Source organism: Cupriavidus necator A5-1 (assembly GCF_000744095.1).
GTDB lineage: Bacteria > Pseudomonadota > Gammaproteobacteria > Burkholderiales > Burkholderiaceae > Cupriavidus > Cupriavidus necator_A.
In genome coordinates, this window is record NZ_JQLI01000001.1 from 2,787,013 (window position 1) to 2,802,639 (window position 15,627).

At 64.0% G+C, this 15,627-nt stretch carries 13 protein-coding genes; 6 read left to right on the plus strand and 7 right to left on the minus strand.

Annotated elements, in window-relative coordinates:
- Nucleotides 1-67 precede the first annotated feature (67 nt).
- Complete coding sequence (locus K307_RS12365) at nt 68-1,204, plus strand: efflux RND transporter periplasmic adaptor subunit (RefSeq protein ID WP_042878549.1); 1,137 nt, start codon at nt 68-70, stop codon at nt 1,202-1,204.
- Complete coding sequence (locus tag K307_RS12370; protein WP_042878551.1) at nt 1,201-4,308, plus strand: efflux RND transporter permease subunit; 3,108 nt, start codon at nt 1,201-1,203, stop codon at nt 4,306-4,308. Before K307_RS12365 ends, K307_RS12370 begins: the two co-directional genes overlap by 4 nt.
- Nucleotides 4,309-4,396: 88 nt before the next feature.
- On the opposite strand, the gene K307_RS12375 is transcribed toward K307_RS12370, so the two are convergent.
- The 3 genes from K307_RS12375 to K307_RS12385 all read right to left on the minus strand — a co-directional run bounded on the left by K307_RS12375 (nt 4,397) and on the right by K307_RS12385 (nt 7,579).
- The gene (locus tag K307_RS12375; protein WP_051974835.1) at nt 4,397-5,428 is read right to left on the minus strand and encodes an XdhC family protein; all 1,032 of its coding nucleotides are present in this window, start codon (nt 5,426-5,428) and stop codon (nt 4,397-4,399) included.
- A 90-nt stretch (nt 5,429-5,518) separates the two neighbouring features.
- On the minus strand, nt 5,519-6,886 hold the full coding sequence (locus K307_RS12380; RefSeq protein ID WP_042878553.1) for an MFS transporter: 1,368 nt from the start codon (nt 6,884-6,886) through the stop codon (nt 5,519-5,521).
- A 75-nt stretch (nt 6,887-6,961) separates the two neighbouring features.
- A complete protein-coding gene (locus K307_RS12385) occupies nt 6,962-7,579 on the minus strand; it encodes a DUF302 domain-containing protein (RefSeq protein WP_196251548.1) in 618 nt (205 codons plus the stop codon).
- Between the two features lie 325 nt (nt 7,580-7,904).
- Between K307_RS12385 and K307_RS12390 the strand changes: the two genes are divergently transcribed.
- The 3 genes from K307_RS12390 to K307_RS12400 all read left to right on the plus strand — a co-directional run bounded on the left by K307_RS12390 (nt 7,905) and on the right by K307_RS12400 (nt 9,726).
- Complete coding sequence (locus K307_RS12390) at nt 7,905-8,471, plus strand: TetR/AcrR family transcriptional regulator (protein ID WP_230625641.1); 567 nt, start codon at nt 7,905-7,907, stop codon at nt 8,469-8,471.
- A gap of 28 nt (nt 8,472-8,499) precedes the next feature.
- Nucleotides 8,500-8,943 carry a winged helix-turn-helix transcriptional regulator gene (locus K307_RS12395; RefSeq protein ID WP_080745004.1) on the plus strand — a complete coding sequence of 148 codons (444 nt, stop codon included), beginning with the start codon at nt 8,500-8,502 and terminating at the stop codon, nt 8,941-8,943.
- A 72-nt stretch (nt 8,944-9,015) separates the two neighbouring features.
- Entirely contained in the window at nt 9,016-9,726 is a 711-nt protein-coding gene (locus K307_RS12400; protein WP_042878555.1) for a TetR/AcrR family transcriptional regulator, read from the plus strand.
- A 20-nt stretch (nt 9,727-9,746) separates the two neighbouring features.
- Here the strand turns inward: K307_RS12400 and K307_RS12405 are convergent, their stop codons facing one another.
- The 4 genes from K307_RS12405 to K307_RS12420 all read right to left on the minus strand — a co-directional run bounded on the left by K307_RS12405 (nt 9,747) and on the right by K307_RS12420 (nt 14,073).
- Nucleotides 9,747-10,607 carry an FAD binding domain-containing protein gene (locus K307_RS12405; RefSeq protein WP_042878557.1) on the minus strand — a complete coding sequence of 287 codons (861 nt, stop codon included), beginning with the start codon at nt 10,605-10,607 and terminating at the stop codon, nt 9,747-9,749.
- Entirely contained in the window at nt 10,604-12,979 is a 2,376-nt protein-coding gene (locus K307_RS12410) for a xanthine dehydrogenase family protein molybdopterin-binding subunit (protein WP_042878558.1), read from the minus strand. The genes K307_RS12405 and K307_RS12410 overlap by 4 nt, the downstream gene beginning before the upstream one ends.
- 1 nt (nt 12,980) lies before the next feature.
- The gene (locus K307_RS12415) at nt 12,981-13,472 is read right to left on the minus strand and encodes a (2Fe-2S)-binding protein (RefSeq protein ID WP_042878559.1); all 492 of its coding nucleotides are present in this window, start codon (nt 13,470-13,472) and stop codon (nt 12,981-12,983) included.
- Between the two features lie 121 nt (nt 13,473-13,593).
- Complete coding sequence (locus K307_RS12420; RefSeq protein ID WP_042878562.1) at nt 13,594-14,073, minus strand: SRPBCC family protein; 480 nt, start codon at nt 14,071-14,073, stop codon at nt 13,594-13,596.
- Nucleotides 14,074-14,426: 353 nt separating this feature from the next.
- Between K307_RS12420 and K307_RS12425 the strand changes: the two genes are divergently transcribed.
- The gene (locus K307_RS12425) at nt 14,427-15,611 is read left to right on the plus strand and encodes an acetyl-CoA C-acyltransferase (protein WP_042878564.1); all 1,185 of its coding nucleotides are present in this window, start codon (nt 14,427-14,429) and stop codon (nt 15,609-15,611) included.
- The last annotated feature ends 16 nt before the right edge of the window (nt 15,612-15,627 follow it).

The following is a 15,627-nucleotide window of genomic DNA, read 5'->3' on the forward strand; positions in this document are numbered from 1 at the left end:
TTGTGACCATTGACTAAATTGGTCACAGGTACAATACTACAGGTCCTGTCTTGCATGAGAGGACCGTATGCTTCCGCGCCGAATTGCCTTATCCGCCACCGCCTGCCTGGTGCCCTTTGTACTCGCCGCGTGCGGCGAGAAAGCGCAGCCCGATCCGCGCACGCAGGCTCCGCTGGTCAGAGTTGGAGTTGTTCAAAGCCCATCCGCCGCGTCGCGGGCCTTCACGGGAACCGTTGCCGCCCGGATACAGGGTGATCTGGGCTTTCGTGTCTCGGGAAAAGTGCTGGAGCGTCTGGTCGATGCGGGCCAGACCGTCAAGCGCGGTCAGCCGCTCATGCGCATCGACCCGAACGACCTGAAGCTGGCGGCGCACGCGCAGCAGGAGGCGGTCGTGGCCGCCAGGGCACGGGCCAGGCAAACTGCGGAGGATGAGGCCAGGTATCGCGATCTGGTGCCGTCCGGCGCCGTATCGGCCTCGGCCTATGACCAGATCAAGGCGGCGGCGGAATCGGCCAGGGCGCAGCTCAACGCAGCAGAAGCCCAGGCTGATGTGGCAAGGAATGCGACCGGCTACGCGGTCTTGCTCGCTGACGCCGACGGCGTTGTCGTGGAGACGCTGGCCGATGCCGGACAAGTGGTCAATGCCGGCCAGGTCGTGGTACGCGTAGCGCATGCCGGCCGCCGCGAAGCCATCGTTCACCTGCCGGAAACCTTGCGCCCTGCCGTGGGTTCGGTCGGACAGGCCACGCTTTACGGCAAGGACACGATGACCGTAGCGGCCAGACTCAGGCAGCTTTCGGATTCGGCGGACCGGCTCACCCGCACGTACGAAGCGAGGTACGTACTGGAGGGCGCGCTGGCCGACGCCCCGCTCGGCGCGACCGTCACCATCCAGATCCCGGAAGGCCGCGCATCGGCGCAAGCCGATCTGCAGGTGCCGATCGGCGCGCTCTTCGATCCGGGCAAAGGCCCGGGCGTGTGGGTGCTTGAGGGCAAGCTCAATCGCGTCACCTGGCGCCCGGTGAAGATTCACAGCCTGGATGACGATGCCGCGCGGGTCGCGGGTGAGCTCAGGATCGGGGACCGGATCGTTGCCCTCGGCGCCCATCTCATGCGCGAAGGCGAGCAGGTACGGATCGCGGCAAACAAAAGCGGAAGCGGAAGCGGATCGGGTCCGGTTTCTGGTCAGGGAGTGCAGCAATGAGTGGCTTCAACCTTTCTGCACTCGCTGTCCGTGAACGATCGGTCACGCTGTTCCTGATCATCCTGGTGTCGCTGGCGGGCGTTATCGCCTTCTTCCAGCTGGGCCGGGCGGAAGATCCCGCCTTTACGGTGAAGACCATGACCGTCATCACCGCCTGGCCGGGAGCCACGGCGCAGGAGATGCAGGACCAGGTGGCGGAACGGCTGGAAAAGCGCATGCAGGAGCTGCGCTGGTACGACCGCACGGAAACCTACACCCGGCCCGGTCTGGCTTTCACCACAGTGACCCTGCTCGACAGCACACCGCCTTCCGAGGTCCAGGAAGAGTTCTACCAGGCCCGCAAGAAAATCAGGGACGAGGCGGGCAATCTGCCTGCCGGTGTCATCGGCCCCATCGTGAACGACGAGTATTCGGACGTGACCTTCGCCCTGTTCGCGTTGAAGGCCAAAGGCGAGCCACAGCGGCTGCTGGTCCGCGACGCCGAAACACAGCGTCAGCGCCTGCTGCACGTGCCGGGCGTGAAGAAGGTGAACATCATCGGGGAACAGTCCGAACGCATCTTCGTGGCCTTTTCCCATGACCGCCTGGCCACGCTGGGTGTCTCCCCGCAGGACATCTTCGCGGCCCTCAACGGCCAGAACGCCCTCACGCCCGCCGGGTCGATCGACACCGCGGGTCCCCAGGTGTTCATTCGCCTCGACGGCGCCTTCGACAAGCTCCAGAAAATCCGTGACACGCCGGTGGTGGCGCAGGGACGGACCCTGAAGCTGTCGGATGTCGCCACGGTTGAGCGAGGGTACGAGGACCCCGCGACATTCCAGATCCGCAATAACCGCGAACCCGTGCTGCTGCTGGGCATCGTGATGCGCGACGGCTGGAACGGCCTGGATCTGGGCAAGGCGCTGGATACGGAAGTCGCGGCCATCAATGCCGAACTGCCACTGGGCATGAGCCTGACCAAGGTGACCGATCAGTCCGTCAACATCAGTTCCTCGGTCGATGAGTTCATGGTCAAGTTCTTCGTCGCCCTCCTCGTGGTCCTGGTGGTGAGTTTCCTGAGCATGGGCTGGCGCGTGGGCATCGTCGTCGCGGCGGCCGTGCCGCTGACGCTGGCCGCCGTGTTCGTCGTCATGGCCGCCACCGGCAAGAACTTCGACCGCATCACGCTGGGAGCGCTGATCCTGGCGCTGGGCCTGCTGGTGGACGACGCCATCATCGCCATCGAAATGATGGTGGTGAAGATGGAGGAAGGCTACAGCCGCATTGACGCATCCGCCTATGCCTGGAGCCACACCGCCGCGCCGATGCTGTCCGGCACCCTGGTGACCGCGATCGGCTTCATGCCCAATGGCTTTGCCCGTTCCACCGCCGGCGAATACACCAGCAACATGTTCTGGATCGTGGGCATCGCACTGATCGCATCCTGGCTCGTCGCCGTCGCCTTCACGCCTTACCTGGGTGTCAAGCTGCTACCGGAGATCAGCAAGGCCGAAGGCGGCCATGATGCCATCTATGGCAGCCCGAACTACAACCGCTTCCGCCGCCTGCTGGGGCGCGTGATCCAGCGCAAGTGGATCGTCGCCGGCGTCGTGGTGGGCGGCTTCGCGGTGGCCGTGCTTGGCATGGGCATGGTGAAGAAGCAATTCTTCCCGACTTCCGACCGCCCCGAGGTGCTGGTCGAAGTCCAGATGCCTTATGGCGCTTCCATCGGCCAGACCAGCGCCGCCGCGGCCAAGGTCGAGGCCTGGCTTGCCAGGCAGGCGGAGGCGAAGATCGTGACGGCCTACATCGGCCAGGGCGCGCCGCGCTTCTACCTTGCCATGTCGCCCGAGCTGCCGGACCCTTCCTTTGCGAAGATTGTCGTGCGGACAGAGAACCAGGACGAACGCGAGGCCCTGAAGTTCAGGCTGCGCAAGGCCATCGCCGACGGACTGGCACCGGAGGCCCGCGTGCGTGTCAGCCAGCTGGTGTTCGGCCCGTACTCGCCGTTCCCGGTGGCATTCCGTGTCGCGGGGCCGGACCCGGACAGGCTGCGTGCGATTGCGGCGGACGTGCGGCGGGTGATGGACACCAGCCCGCTGATGCGAACCGTCAATACCGATTGGGGACAGCGCACACCCGCCCTGCACTTTACGCTGCAGCAGGATCGGCTGCAGGCGGTCGGCCTGACTTCCAGCGGGGTCGCGCAGCAACTCCAGTTCCTGCTCAGCGGCTTGCCCGTCACCGAAGTCCGTGAAGACATTCGCTCGGTGCAGGTCCTCGCGCGAGCCGCAGGCGACATACGCCTGGACCCGGAGAAGATCGCCGGCTTCACGTTGATCGGCGCTGCGGGACAGCGTGTCCCGCTCTCTCAGGTAGGCACTGTCGATGTGCGCATGGAAGATCCGATCCTGCGCCGGCGTGACCGCACGCCGACCATCACGGTGCGCGGCGACATCGCCGAGGGGCTGCAGCCGCCCGATGTGTCCACGGCCATCCTGACGCAACTGGAGCCAATCATCGCCAAACTGCCGGCCGGCTACCGGATCGAGCAGGCCGGCGCCATCGAGGAAGCGGACAAGGCCACCCAGGCACTGCTGCCGTTGTTCCCGATCATGCTTGCCTTGACCCTGTTGATCATCATCCTGCAGGTGCGCTCGATCTCGGCCATGGTCATGGTGTTTGCCACCAGCCCGCTGGGACTGATCGGGGTGGTGCCAACCTTGCTGCTGTTCCAGCAGCCGTTCGGCATCAATGCCCTGGTCGGCCTGATCGCGTTGTCTGGCATCCTGATGCGCAATACGCTGATCCTGATCATGCAGATCCAGCAAAACAAGAGCGATGGACTGGCGCCGTTCGACGCTGTCGTCGAAGCGACGGTGCAACGTGCCCGGCCAGTGATCCTGACCGCGCTGGCGGCGATCTTTGCCTTCATCCCGCTGACGCATTCGGTGTTCTGGGGAACGTTGGCCTACACGCTGATCGGCGGCACCTTCGCTGGCACGGTCCTGACGCTGGTGTTCCTGCCAGCGATGTACGCCATCTGGTTCCGGATCAGGGTTCCTGCGGATGCGGACGACAGGAATCCGGAAGCTTCCACGGTCGTTTCGTATTCCGCGGAGTGAGCGACGGGGGCCCGGACACTCCCGCTGCCACCACTTGACTCGGCAGGCTGGCGTTCTTCCTTTCTCTGGACTCAGCCTGGCGCTGACCTCAGCCACATACGAGGTCGCCAGGCTGAGGCAGATCTCCTGGTATAGCCAACGCTGACTTTGCCCCTTCCACCTTCAGGACATCTGGCAAGGAGACGTGGTTCCTAGCGGCCACCACCTCGGCCAGAATCGAGATTGCGATCTCCGGCGGGGTACGGCTGCCGATATAGATGCCCGCCGGCCCACGTAGCCGCGCCAGCTGCTGGCCGGTCAGGTCGAATTCCGTCAGGCGCTCGCGCCGTGCCTGGTTGTTGCGGCGCGAACCCAGCGCGCCAACGTAGAAGGCCGGGGTGCGCAGCGCCTCCATCAGTGCCAGGTCGTCCAGCTTGGGATCGTGGGTCAGCGCGATGACCGCGCAGCGTTCGTCCAGCGCCATCGCCACCACGGTGTCGTCCGGCATGGTGCGCACCATGGTGACGCCAGGGACGGTCCAGGTCTCGGTATATTCCTCGCGAGGGTCGCACACCGTCACATCGAAGCCGAGTCCGACGGCGATCTCGCAGAGGTATTTCGAGAGCTGCCCGGCGCCGATCACCAGCATGCGATAGCGCGGGCCGTGGATTGTCAACAAGGACTTGCCGTCGAACAACAGGCCGTCGGTGGCCGTGGCAGGTCCAAGCGTCGCGGTACCGGTGGCCATGTCGAGCGTGCGCGTCACCAGCCGGCCGGCTTCCACCGCGCCTAGCAGTTCGCGCAATCCACTTGCGGAGGACACCGGCTCGGCCACAAGTTCGACGGTGCCGCCGCAGGGAAGACCGAAACGGTGGGCTTCCTCGGCGCTGATGCCGTATTTGATCGCCTCAGGGCCGCGGTTGTGAATGCCTTCGCGGCGCGTCCGGTCAATGATGTCGTCCTCGATGCAGCCGCCCGAAACCGAACCGACTACCAGACCGTCGTCACGCACCGCCAGCATCGCGCCCGCCGGTCGCGGCGACGAGCCCCAGGTACGGACCACCGTCACCAGAAGGCATCGATGTCCCTGCTCCTGCCAGCGGACACAGCTTCTCAAGACTTCGAGATCCACGCTTTCCATGATCCTTCCACACCTGCCGTCCAGCCTGCGTACGCTGCCCCGGGAGCGTCGCAAGCTGATGTGTTATTGACGCCCGGGGCCGCAAGAAGCTCACGCTTCGCTGGCAACGCCCGTCTGCTGCGCCGGCTCCGCCGCGCCCGCCCACCCCTTATAGGCGACGGCCACGGCTGCAAATAGCGCCGGCACCGCAAGGATGCTGAGAATCGCACTCATACCGAGGCCAAGTTGCAGCAGCGTGCCGCCGGCAACGGCGCCCAGGATGCCGCCGAAGCGCCCGATTCCCAGCATCCATCCCACCCCGCAGGCACGGCCGTGGGTGGGATAGAACGAAGCGGCCAGCGCGGGCATCGAGACCAGGCCAGCGCCCATGAACAGCCCGGCAATCGGGGTCAGCATCGTCAGGTATGCCCCGCTGGTCGCCTGGCCCATCGCCAGGGTAAATACGGCGGTGAAGAAATAGGCCACGCCGATCACGCGATGTGGATCGATGCGATCCATCAGCCAGCCGCAGGCAATGGCGCCCAGCGTGCCGCCCAGCGGGAACAGCGCCGCAATCAGCGAGGCCTCGGCCACGGTGGCGCCGGCCTCCTTGACGAGCGTCGGCATCCAGCTAGTCACCAGGTAGAAAACCAGTACGCCGAGGAAGTAGGTGGTCCAGAGCATGAGTGTTCCCGTCCGATATCTCTGCGACAGGATCAGCCCGAGGGGCGACCGCAGCTTGTCAGCCTGGTCATCCGGCAAGGTGAATCGGGACGCCTGGATTTCCGCCGAGCCTGCGATGCGCCGCAGCACCGCACGGATCTTGTCGGCGGGCCAGTCGCGCAGCACCATGAAGCGGATCGATTCGGGCAGGGCAAGTACCAGCAGGGCGAGGACCAGCGGCGCCGCACCGCCCACGATAAAGACGCTGCGCCAGCCCCATGCGGGAATGATGAGCGCGGCCAGGAAGCCTCCGCCCGCCGCCCCGAGCGTAAAGCCGCAGAACATGCTGTTCACGAGGAATGCGCGGCGCCTGGCCGGCGCATATTCGGCCAGCAGCGTGGTCGCGTTCGGAATCGCCGCACCAAGCCCGAGGCCAGTCAGGAAGCGCCAGCCGGACAGCTCTGCGGCGGATTGCGCGGAGGCAGTGGCCAGGCTGAAAAGCCCGAAGACTGCCACGGATACAAGTAGCACAGCCTTGCGCCCGAATCTGTCGGCGCAGGGTCCCGCGATCAGCGCGCCCAGTGCAAGGCCGACCAGCGAAGCGCTGAGCACATTGCCCAGGACAAGCTTCGACACGCCCCACTCCCTGGTCACCGATGGCGCCACATAGCCGATCGCGGCAGTGTCGAAGCCATCGGCCACCACCACCAGGAAGCAGACGATAAGCACCATCCATTGGTAGGGGGAGAATCTCTGGTTGTCGATAAACGCCTGGACGTCTATCGTCCCCGGCAGGGTGGACTGCTGTGGTTTCATGCGACTGTCTCCGTATGTATTTTGCGTGTTTGCCCGTCGTGCCCGGTGGCACGCTCGGGTTCCCTGTTGCCAGGCTTACCGCTGGGCGGCCAGCTGTGTGGCCCGCTGGATCACGTTCTCCAGCTTTCGGTCGAGTGCGAGGCCGATCGCTGTAACAGCCTGGTTGCCAAACTGGCCGAACAGCGTGGAAGGCTGGTCGAAGTCGACCTTCACCACGCCAGGTTCCGCCTCATAGACCAGCACGGACAGCGGTGCATAGAGGCCGGCGCGGATATCGAGGCTGGTCATTTGCAGCGCGATCCTCGGGTTGCCCACGTGATAGCGCCTGGCCTTCCTGTGCGAGCCGGTCATGGCGAACAGCGCACCATGGTCCTGCGCCGCGAAGATCATCAGTCCTTGTTCGCCCTCCATGCGCGCCATCTTTGCGTCTGCCCCAGCGGGGTCGTTGGCAAGGGAAGCCATCACCGCCCGGTCGAATTTGCCCAGGATGGACTCGAAGCTGCGCGTGAATGCTTCATAGTCGACGCGTAGCTCAAGCGTCCTGTGAACGATGCTGACAGACTGCGAACCGGCCTGGACCCGGGTAAGTTCCGCCTGTCCTGTGGCCTGTTCGCCGCCATGTGCCGCGGCATACGGCAGTACCAGCGTGGCGGACAAAGCGAACGCGAATGCGCGTTTTAGTTCTTGTCTCATTCCTCCTCCTACGTCACTCAATAGAATGATGATCGTCATACGTCACGGCAAGGGAACTGCGACATTGCTATAAATCGCTCTCGTTTCTATACCGCGGCTCTCTGTCAACCTTTCTGATCAAGCCCACCGATGTATCCGGCGTCTACATGCTAGTCAGGGGAACCGGCACGGTCAAGGAAGATCACGCCACCCTTCCCTTGGTGCTATCCCTAAGGGCAAGGCCAGACAGTGCGACTACACGTCACTACGCCCTGACATCCAAGGCCGAATCGGATGCAATGACAATCGTAATGCTATATATTGGACAGACACATAAGCCATCAATTTGCACACCCTGACCATGCGTTACCCACTCGACCAGAAAGCCGAAACCCACAAGCACATCGTCAAGGCCGCTTCGACACAATTCCGCAAGCACGGTGTCAATGGCATCGGCGTGGCGCAATTGATGAAGAGCGCCGGCATGACGCATGGGGGTTTCTACGCACACTTCGACTCCAAAGACGCCTTGATTGCCGAGGCAATCGATGCAGCCTTCGACCAGACCATGCAGTTTCTCGAGCAGGCAGCGCAAGCCGCGCCGCCCAGGCAGCGCAAGAGCGCCATCGTTGGCGCCTATGTGAGCAAGAAGCACCGCGACAATCCCGGATCGGGTTGCGCGATCGCGGCGCTCGGCACGGATGTTTCGCGCCTTGACGCCAAGACGCGGCGGCGCTTCGAGGCGCGGGTCGCGTCGCTGATCGAACTGGTCGCGGGGAGTGATGATGAGGCTTCCCGCAAGGACGCGATCGTGACGCTCGCTGCCATGGTCGGCGGCCTCGTGATGGCTCGCGCCGTCCGCTCGGAAGCACTGTCCACGGAAATCGTGGATGCCATCCAGTCGTCGGTATAGCGCGACGGTGCGCCCAAGACAAGGCGAGATGAGTCGCACCCGATTCCTTGACATGCCATGCTCCGTTGCCCGCGCCGCGGCGGTGCTGGGCGAGCGCTGGGTCATCCTGATCCTGCGCGAAGCGTATTACGGCGCGACACGCTTCGAGGAATTCGAGCGGCGGCTCGGCATTGCCTCGAATATCCTGAGCGCCAGGCTCCAGGCGATGACCGATCATGGCCTGCTGGTACGCCGGCCCATAGAAGGCAGCACACGCTGCGCCTACTTCCTGAGCGAAAGCGCGCGCGATTTCCTGCCTACCTACCTGAGCCTCAAGGCGTGGGCGGAGCGATGGGCGGAACCGAGACGGCGCGCCACGGTTTTCGTCGACAAGCAGACCGGCGAAGAAGTCATGGCGCCGCCGCTTACGCGCGCCGATGGTTCGCTGATTCGCTTCGACGACGTCCAGGTGATCAGCAGCCGGACGCCTTAATCGACGGCGAGGCTGGGGAGCGGGTCGGGTTAGCGCTAATATTGAGGCCTGACGACACCGCGAACCGCACTCATGACCACCTCAACGACCCGCCCGGCCCGCCAAAGCTATCACCATGGCAACCTGCGGGAAGAAATGATCCGCTGTGGCAGGGAGATCCTGGCCGACAAGGGCGTCCACGGACTGACGCTGCGCTCCGCAGCCAAGCTCGCGGGGGTGTCCCACGGCGCGCCGCGCAACCAGTTTGCCGACAAGGAAGGCCTGCTTGCCGCGATCGCCGCCGAAGGATTCCGTGAACTGGTCGCCGTGCGCCGGGCCCGGCTCTCGCCTGAGATGCCTGCCGAGGCGCGGCTGCTCACCGTCATGGATGGCTATATCGAGTTCGCCGTCAGGCATCCGGCCCTCTTCTACCTGATGTTCGGGCCGCAGATCGAGGACAAGGAAAAATACCCCGAGCTGCTCGAAGCAGGCAACGCGTCCTACCAGCTGTTGTCCGGCGCGGTCCAGGACTACTTCCGGGAAAACCACCTGGCTGATCAGTTCGATGACATGATGGTGCGCTGCGCGTGGTCGGCCATGCACGGCGTCAGCATGTTCTTCAGTGCCAAGCCGACCGGACCGAGCCCGCGCCCGAAAGTCGCGCTCGCGCAATGGCGGCAGAGCGTACAGCAGTTCGTGCTGACCGGCCTGCTGGCGGCAGGAAAGAAAAAGGCGGCGGCATCCGCTTCGGATGCCGCCGCAAGCAAGCCGAGGGCAAGGCCACGCAGCGCCGCGCAGTCGTAGCCCTCCCCGGCAGCAGTGATTCAGCCTCGTGGCTCGAGGGCTTCGAGGAGCGCCCGCTTCAGCATGATCCTGCCCAGCTGCAGCCGGTATGCGCCATCCGCGAAGTTGTCTTCCAGCGGGGCCACGTCGGCGAATGCAGCATCGACGATGGCGCCGACCTTGTCCGTGATGTCCGTAAAGTTGCCTTCCAGCAAAGCCTCGGCCGCCGTTGCGCGAAATGCAGTATCGGCGACACCGGTGATGCCGATCCGCCCCCATGCGTAGCCATCGTTGACCACCTCGATCGCGACCGCTGCAGCGGCCACCGCGTACCCTGACGAAGGATGCCTGAACTTGCGGTATGCGACCCGCGTTGCGGCCGGCAATGGCACATGGATACGCATAAGGACTTCGTCCGGCTGCACCGCCGAAGACATGAAGCCGACAAAGAACTCATGCGCGGGGATGCGCCTTGTGCCTTGTGCGCCCACTATCTCCATCTCGGCTCCGGCCGCAAGCGCTACAGCCGGCCAGTCGGCCGAAGGGTCGGCGTGTACGAGCGCTCCGCCGATCGTTCCGCGGTTCCGGACCGTCGGATCGGCAATCACGCTCGCGGCGAGCGGGAACAGCGGAGCCAGCTGCTTCAGCTCCGCGCTCGCTTCCAGTTCGGCGTGGGTCGTCGCGCTGCCGATCGAGATGGCATCCTGATGGACCACGATGCCACGGAGTTCAGGCAGCCGGCCGATATCGACCAGTAGAGCCGGCCTGGCCAGCCTCAGTTTCATCATCGGCAGCAGCGTATGGCCGCCGGCCAGGATCTTGGCGTCGGGGTTCTGCGCCAGCACGGAGAGCGCCTGTTGCACACTGCCCGCTTTGAGGTACTCGACTTCATAGGGAATCATGTCGCGCTCCGGCTCGTCTCGTGAATCGCACGCCAGACCTTGGGCGGCGTCAGGGGCATATCGAGATGGGATATGCCGAATGGCTTCAGGGCATCGCATACCGCGGCGACGATCGCGGGCGGCGCACCGACGCAGCCGGCCTCACCGATGCCCTTGACGCCCAGCGGGTTCGACGGCGCCGGGGAGACATGGAAACCGGTGCGCATGCGAGGTATCTGCTCGATGCGCGGAAAGCCATAGTCGAGCAGCGAACCCGAAAGCAGTTGCCCGGCCTCGTCATATTTGGCCTCTTCGAACAAGGCCTGGCCGATGCCCTGCGCGATCCCGCCGTGCATCTGGCCGTGGCAGAGCATGGGATTGATCATGACGCCAACGTCATCCACCGCTACATAGTCAAGAATCGTCACTGTGCCGGTCTCCGCGTCGACCTCCACCACCACTGCATGACAACCGTTCGGCGCTCCCAAGGTGACTGGCTCATAGAAGACGCGTTCATCCAGGCCGGCTTCAAAATCCCTGGGCAGTTTGTGCGCAAGATATGCCATTCTTGCGACCCGCGCGAAGGGAATAACGGTGGGGTTGGCTGCGCTTGTGAACTGGCCATCTGCATAGTGAACTTCCTCTTCAGGAACCTCCAGCATGATGCCGGCGATCCGGCGTGCTTTTGCCAGGATCTTGCTCGCTGCCATATAGGCAGCGCTGCCCCCTACGGGCATGGACCGTGAATTGAAGGTGCCATGGCCAGCCAGCACGCGGTCGGTGTCGCCCTGGACGACATCGATATCGTCCATCGGCAGTTGCAGGACTTCTGCGACGATCTGCGCAAAGCTGGTGGCGTGGCCATGGCCTTGCGGCATCGATCCGCTGAACAGCGTGACCTTGCCATCGGAATGCACGCGCACATGCGCGCTCTCCCAGCCGCCCCGGTCGAAACCGACCTTCTCCAGCATCGGCGAAATGCCCATGCCCACCAGCTCGAGATAGCAGATCACCCCGATGCCGATGTACTTGCCCTGCTGTCGCAACGCTGCTTGTTCCTCGCGCCAGCGCCGGTAGCCGATCAGCTCGGTCGCCTTGGTCAGGCAGGCCTCGTAGTCGCCGGAATCCCATTTGCCGCGCGCGCCGTCGTGCGGCAGGAAAGGAAACTGATCCGCCCGCACCAGGTTGCGGCGTCGCAGTTCGACCGGGTCGATGTCGAGTTCCCCCGCCACCGCGTCCATCAGCCGCTCGATGATATAGGCGGCTTCCGGCCGTCCGGCGCCCCGATAGGCGTCGACCGGCGTGGTGTTGGTCGTGACCAGATTGACCTCCGCGTCGACCGACGTTATCTGGTAATTCCCCGTGATGTAGTTGACCGTGTTGACGGTAGGGATGCCCGTCGCCATATTGGAGAGATAGGCGCCGAGATTGGCGAACGATCGCAACCTGATCCCCAGCACCTTGCCGTCCTTGGTGACGGGTGCGTCAACGTATTCCGTATGCGCGCGGCCGTGCGTGGTCGCCACATGGTTCTCGCTGCGCGTCTCGGTCCAGCTGACCGGAAGGCCGAAGTGCCGGGATGCGAACGCCACCAGCACCTCTTCCGCATAGAAATGCATTTTTGCGCCGAAGCCGCCGCCGATATCCGGCGCCACCAGCCGGATCCGGTGCTCGGGCCACCTGAGCGTTTCCGCCAGCCAACGCCGCGACATATGCGGAACCTGCGTGGGGACGATAAACGTCAGGCGCTCTTCCATGGGATCGAAATTCGCGCAAAGCGCCCGCGGCTCGAGCGGGCTCGGGATTAGCCGCTGGTTGACCAGCCGGATCGAGACGACCCGGTCGGCTTGCTTCACCGCATCCTCGTAGTTGCCGCCCTTTAGCCGGAAGACGCCAATGCGGTTGCCGGGGACGTTGTCGTGGAGTAGGGGCGCTGACTCTGCCAGTGCAGCTTCCGCGTCGACGACGGTGGGAAGCTCCTCGTAGTCGACCGTGACGAGCTCGGCGGCGTCCGCCGCGATCTCGCGCGTTTGTGCCACCACCATCGCCACGGCCTCGCCGGCGTATCGCACGCGGTCGGCAGCAAGCGGAGGATGGGGTGGCACCTTCGAGTTGCCCACGACCCAGTTAGGCCGGATGTCGCCGACCTTGCCCTGGATGTCCGCATACGTCAATACGCCGATCACGCCAGGCAGTGCCCGCGCTTCCGTCGTATCGATGCCGCGTACGTTGGCGTGGGCAAAAGGCGACCTGACGAAGGCCGCGAAGACCATGCCCGGGAACTGATGGTCATCGGTGAATTTGCCCCGGCCGCTCATCAGGCGCTTGTCTTCGCGGCGCCTGACCGACTTGCCGATGTACTTCGTTGCACTACCGTTCTGTGCTTCGCTCATCTCAAGACTCCCCACAGGTGGCGGACGGCGCCTGCTGCAGCCTGGTCGCGGCAAGCAGCACTGCATCGACGATGTTCTGGTACCCGGTGCAGCGGCACAGGTTGCCGTGCAGCGCTTCCCTGACTTCGTGTTCCGAAGGCGCGGCCTGATGGGCAAGTAGCGCCCGTGCCGCAAGCAGCATTCCCGGGGTACAGAATCCACACTGCAGGCCATGAAGCTCGTTGAAGGCTTCCTTCAGGACGGTCGTGATGTGATCGTTGTCCATCCCTTCGATCGTATGGAGCTCGCAGCCGTCGGTCTGGGCGGCAAGCACGGTGCATGACTTCACCGTCGTTCCGTCGATGAGCACCGTGCAGGCACCGCACTGCGAGGTGTCGCAGCCGATGTGGACGCCGGTCAGGCGCTTCTGGTCCCGCAACAAATGCACCAGGAGCCGCCTCGGCTCGATCTCGGTTGTGCCGCTCACGCCATTGATAGTGTTCTCTATTTTCACTGTCGCCTCTGTGTCTCCGTTTGCCCCACCGGCATCAGCACCGGTCACGTTTATAGTATTACGATCATAATACTCAAGGGCAAAAAAAATATCAGCAGGTCCTCCCCTGGTCAGCCGAGGCTCAGTCAGGGGAAGGTGCCAGGGAACTGCCTCCATCTCCTTCAAGACTCACCAGCTTTTCGAAGCGGGAAAAGAACTCCGCCAGGAACTTGTTGGCCACGGCGCCGACCAGGCGGGATCCGATCTGCGCCAGCTTCCCTCCAATCTGCGCGGCGGCAACGTAATGCAGGGCAGTGCCGCCTTCGACGTCTTCCAGCCGGACATCGGCGCCCAGCTTGCCGAAGCCCGCGACGCCACCGCTGCCGCTGCCTTCGATGTGATAACCAATGCCATCCTGGTGGTCGGAGAAGCGGGCCGTGCCCTTGAAACGCGCCTTGATCGGCCCGACGGCCGCGATGATGACCGCGTCATAGCCGCCGTCATCGAGCTGCTGATATTGCTCGCATCCCGGCAAACATTGCTGGAACGTAGCCGGATCATTCAACCGCTTCCAGACCTCTTCCCTGGAAGCCTTGATGACCTGTGCACCAGTGAATTCCAATTTCCATCCCTCCGGTTTCTGCCATCCCTGATGGCCCAACGTCAATCTAGTCAGTGTCTATATGCTAGAGAGCGTGGTGCGCACCGTCAAGAAATGGAGAGCCAGGTAAACCCGAACATTGCCCACGAGTTCTTGACGTCGCCAAGATCGCCCGCCTAGCATGTAGACAGTGGATACACCGAATGTTCCCGAGGAGATCCGGGGCCAACGGCGCGGGCAATGCACCTGACACGTTCGTCGCTGCCGCCCGTTTGTTCATTTCCAATGAACGATGCGTCGCTAAATGTATCCGCTGTCTATATTGGCCTGGCAGACCAAGGACGTCTGCATCCATCAACAGCAAAGGAGAACCCATGTCTCGCGCAGTAATCGTTTCGTATGCCCGCACCCCGATCGGAAAAGCTAGCCGAGGCGCATTCAACATGACCCATGGGGCGACCATGGCGGGCCACGTCATCCAGCATGCCGTCCAGCGCGCGGGGATCGACGGCGCCGAGGTCGAAGACATCATCTTTGGCTGTGGCCAACCCATCGCCGCCACCGGTGGCAATGTTGCCCGCGCAGGCGGCATCCGCGCTGGCCTGCCCGTGTCAGTGAGCGGCACCACGCTGACTCGCTTCTGCGCGTCCGGGCTGCAGGCGGTCGCCTTTGCCGCGCAGCGCGTCCTGATCGACAAGGTGCCGGTGATGGTGGCGGGTGGCGTCGAATCCATCAGTCTGTCGCAGCCGGTCACGCTGAAGGTCGCCCAGCAAGAGGCCTGGCTGGCAAAGAATCGCCCCGATGTCTATCTGCACATGATCGATACCGCGGAGATCCTGGCCAAGCGCTATGACATGTCGCGGGAGCGCGCCGACGAGTTCTCGGTGCGTAGCCAGCAGCTCACCGTCGAAGCACAGAAGGCAGGCCGTTTCGCTGAAGAGATTGTTCCGCTCGCATCGATCAAGTCGGTGACGAACAAGGAGACTGGTGAGACTTCAATGGTGGAGTTCTTGCTCGAGGCCGACGAAGGTGTCCGCCCCGACACCACGCTGGAAAAGCTGCGCGTGCTGCCCGCCGTGAAGGGCGAGGGTTACCAGGTCACGGCCGGCAATTCCAGCCAGCTGTCGGACGGCGCCGCGGCGCTGGTCGTGATGTCTGAGCGCGAAGCCGAACGGCGTGGCCTCGAACCCCTGGGGTACTTCGTGAGCCTGGCGACCGCGGGGGTGGAACCGGACGAAATGGGTGTCGGCCCGGTCCGTGCGGTCCCGCGCCTGCTGGAGCGCAACGAGCTTTCCATCGACGACATCGACCTGTGGGAGCTCAACGAGGCGTTCGGTTGCCAGGCGCTGTATTGCATCGACCAGCTGCGCTTGCCGCTGGAGCGCGTCAATGTCAACGGCGGCGCCATCGCCATCGGCCATCCGTATGGCATGACGGGTGCGCGCCAGGTCGGCCACATCCTGCTCGAAGGGCGTCGCCGCAAGGCCAAGTATGGCGTCGTGACCATGTGCGCCGCCGGCGGCATGGGCGCAGCCGGGCTGTTCGAGTTCATTCACTAAAAGACCCCGAAGAATC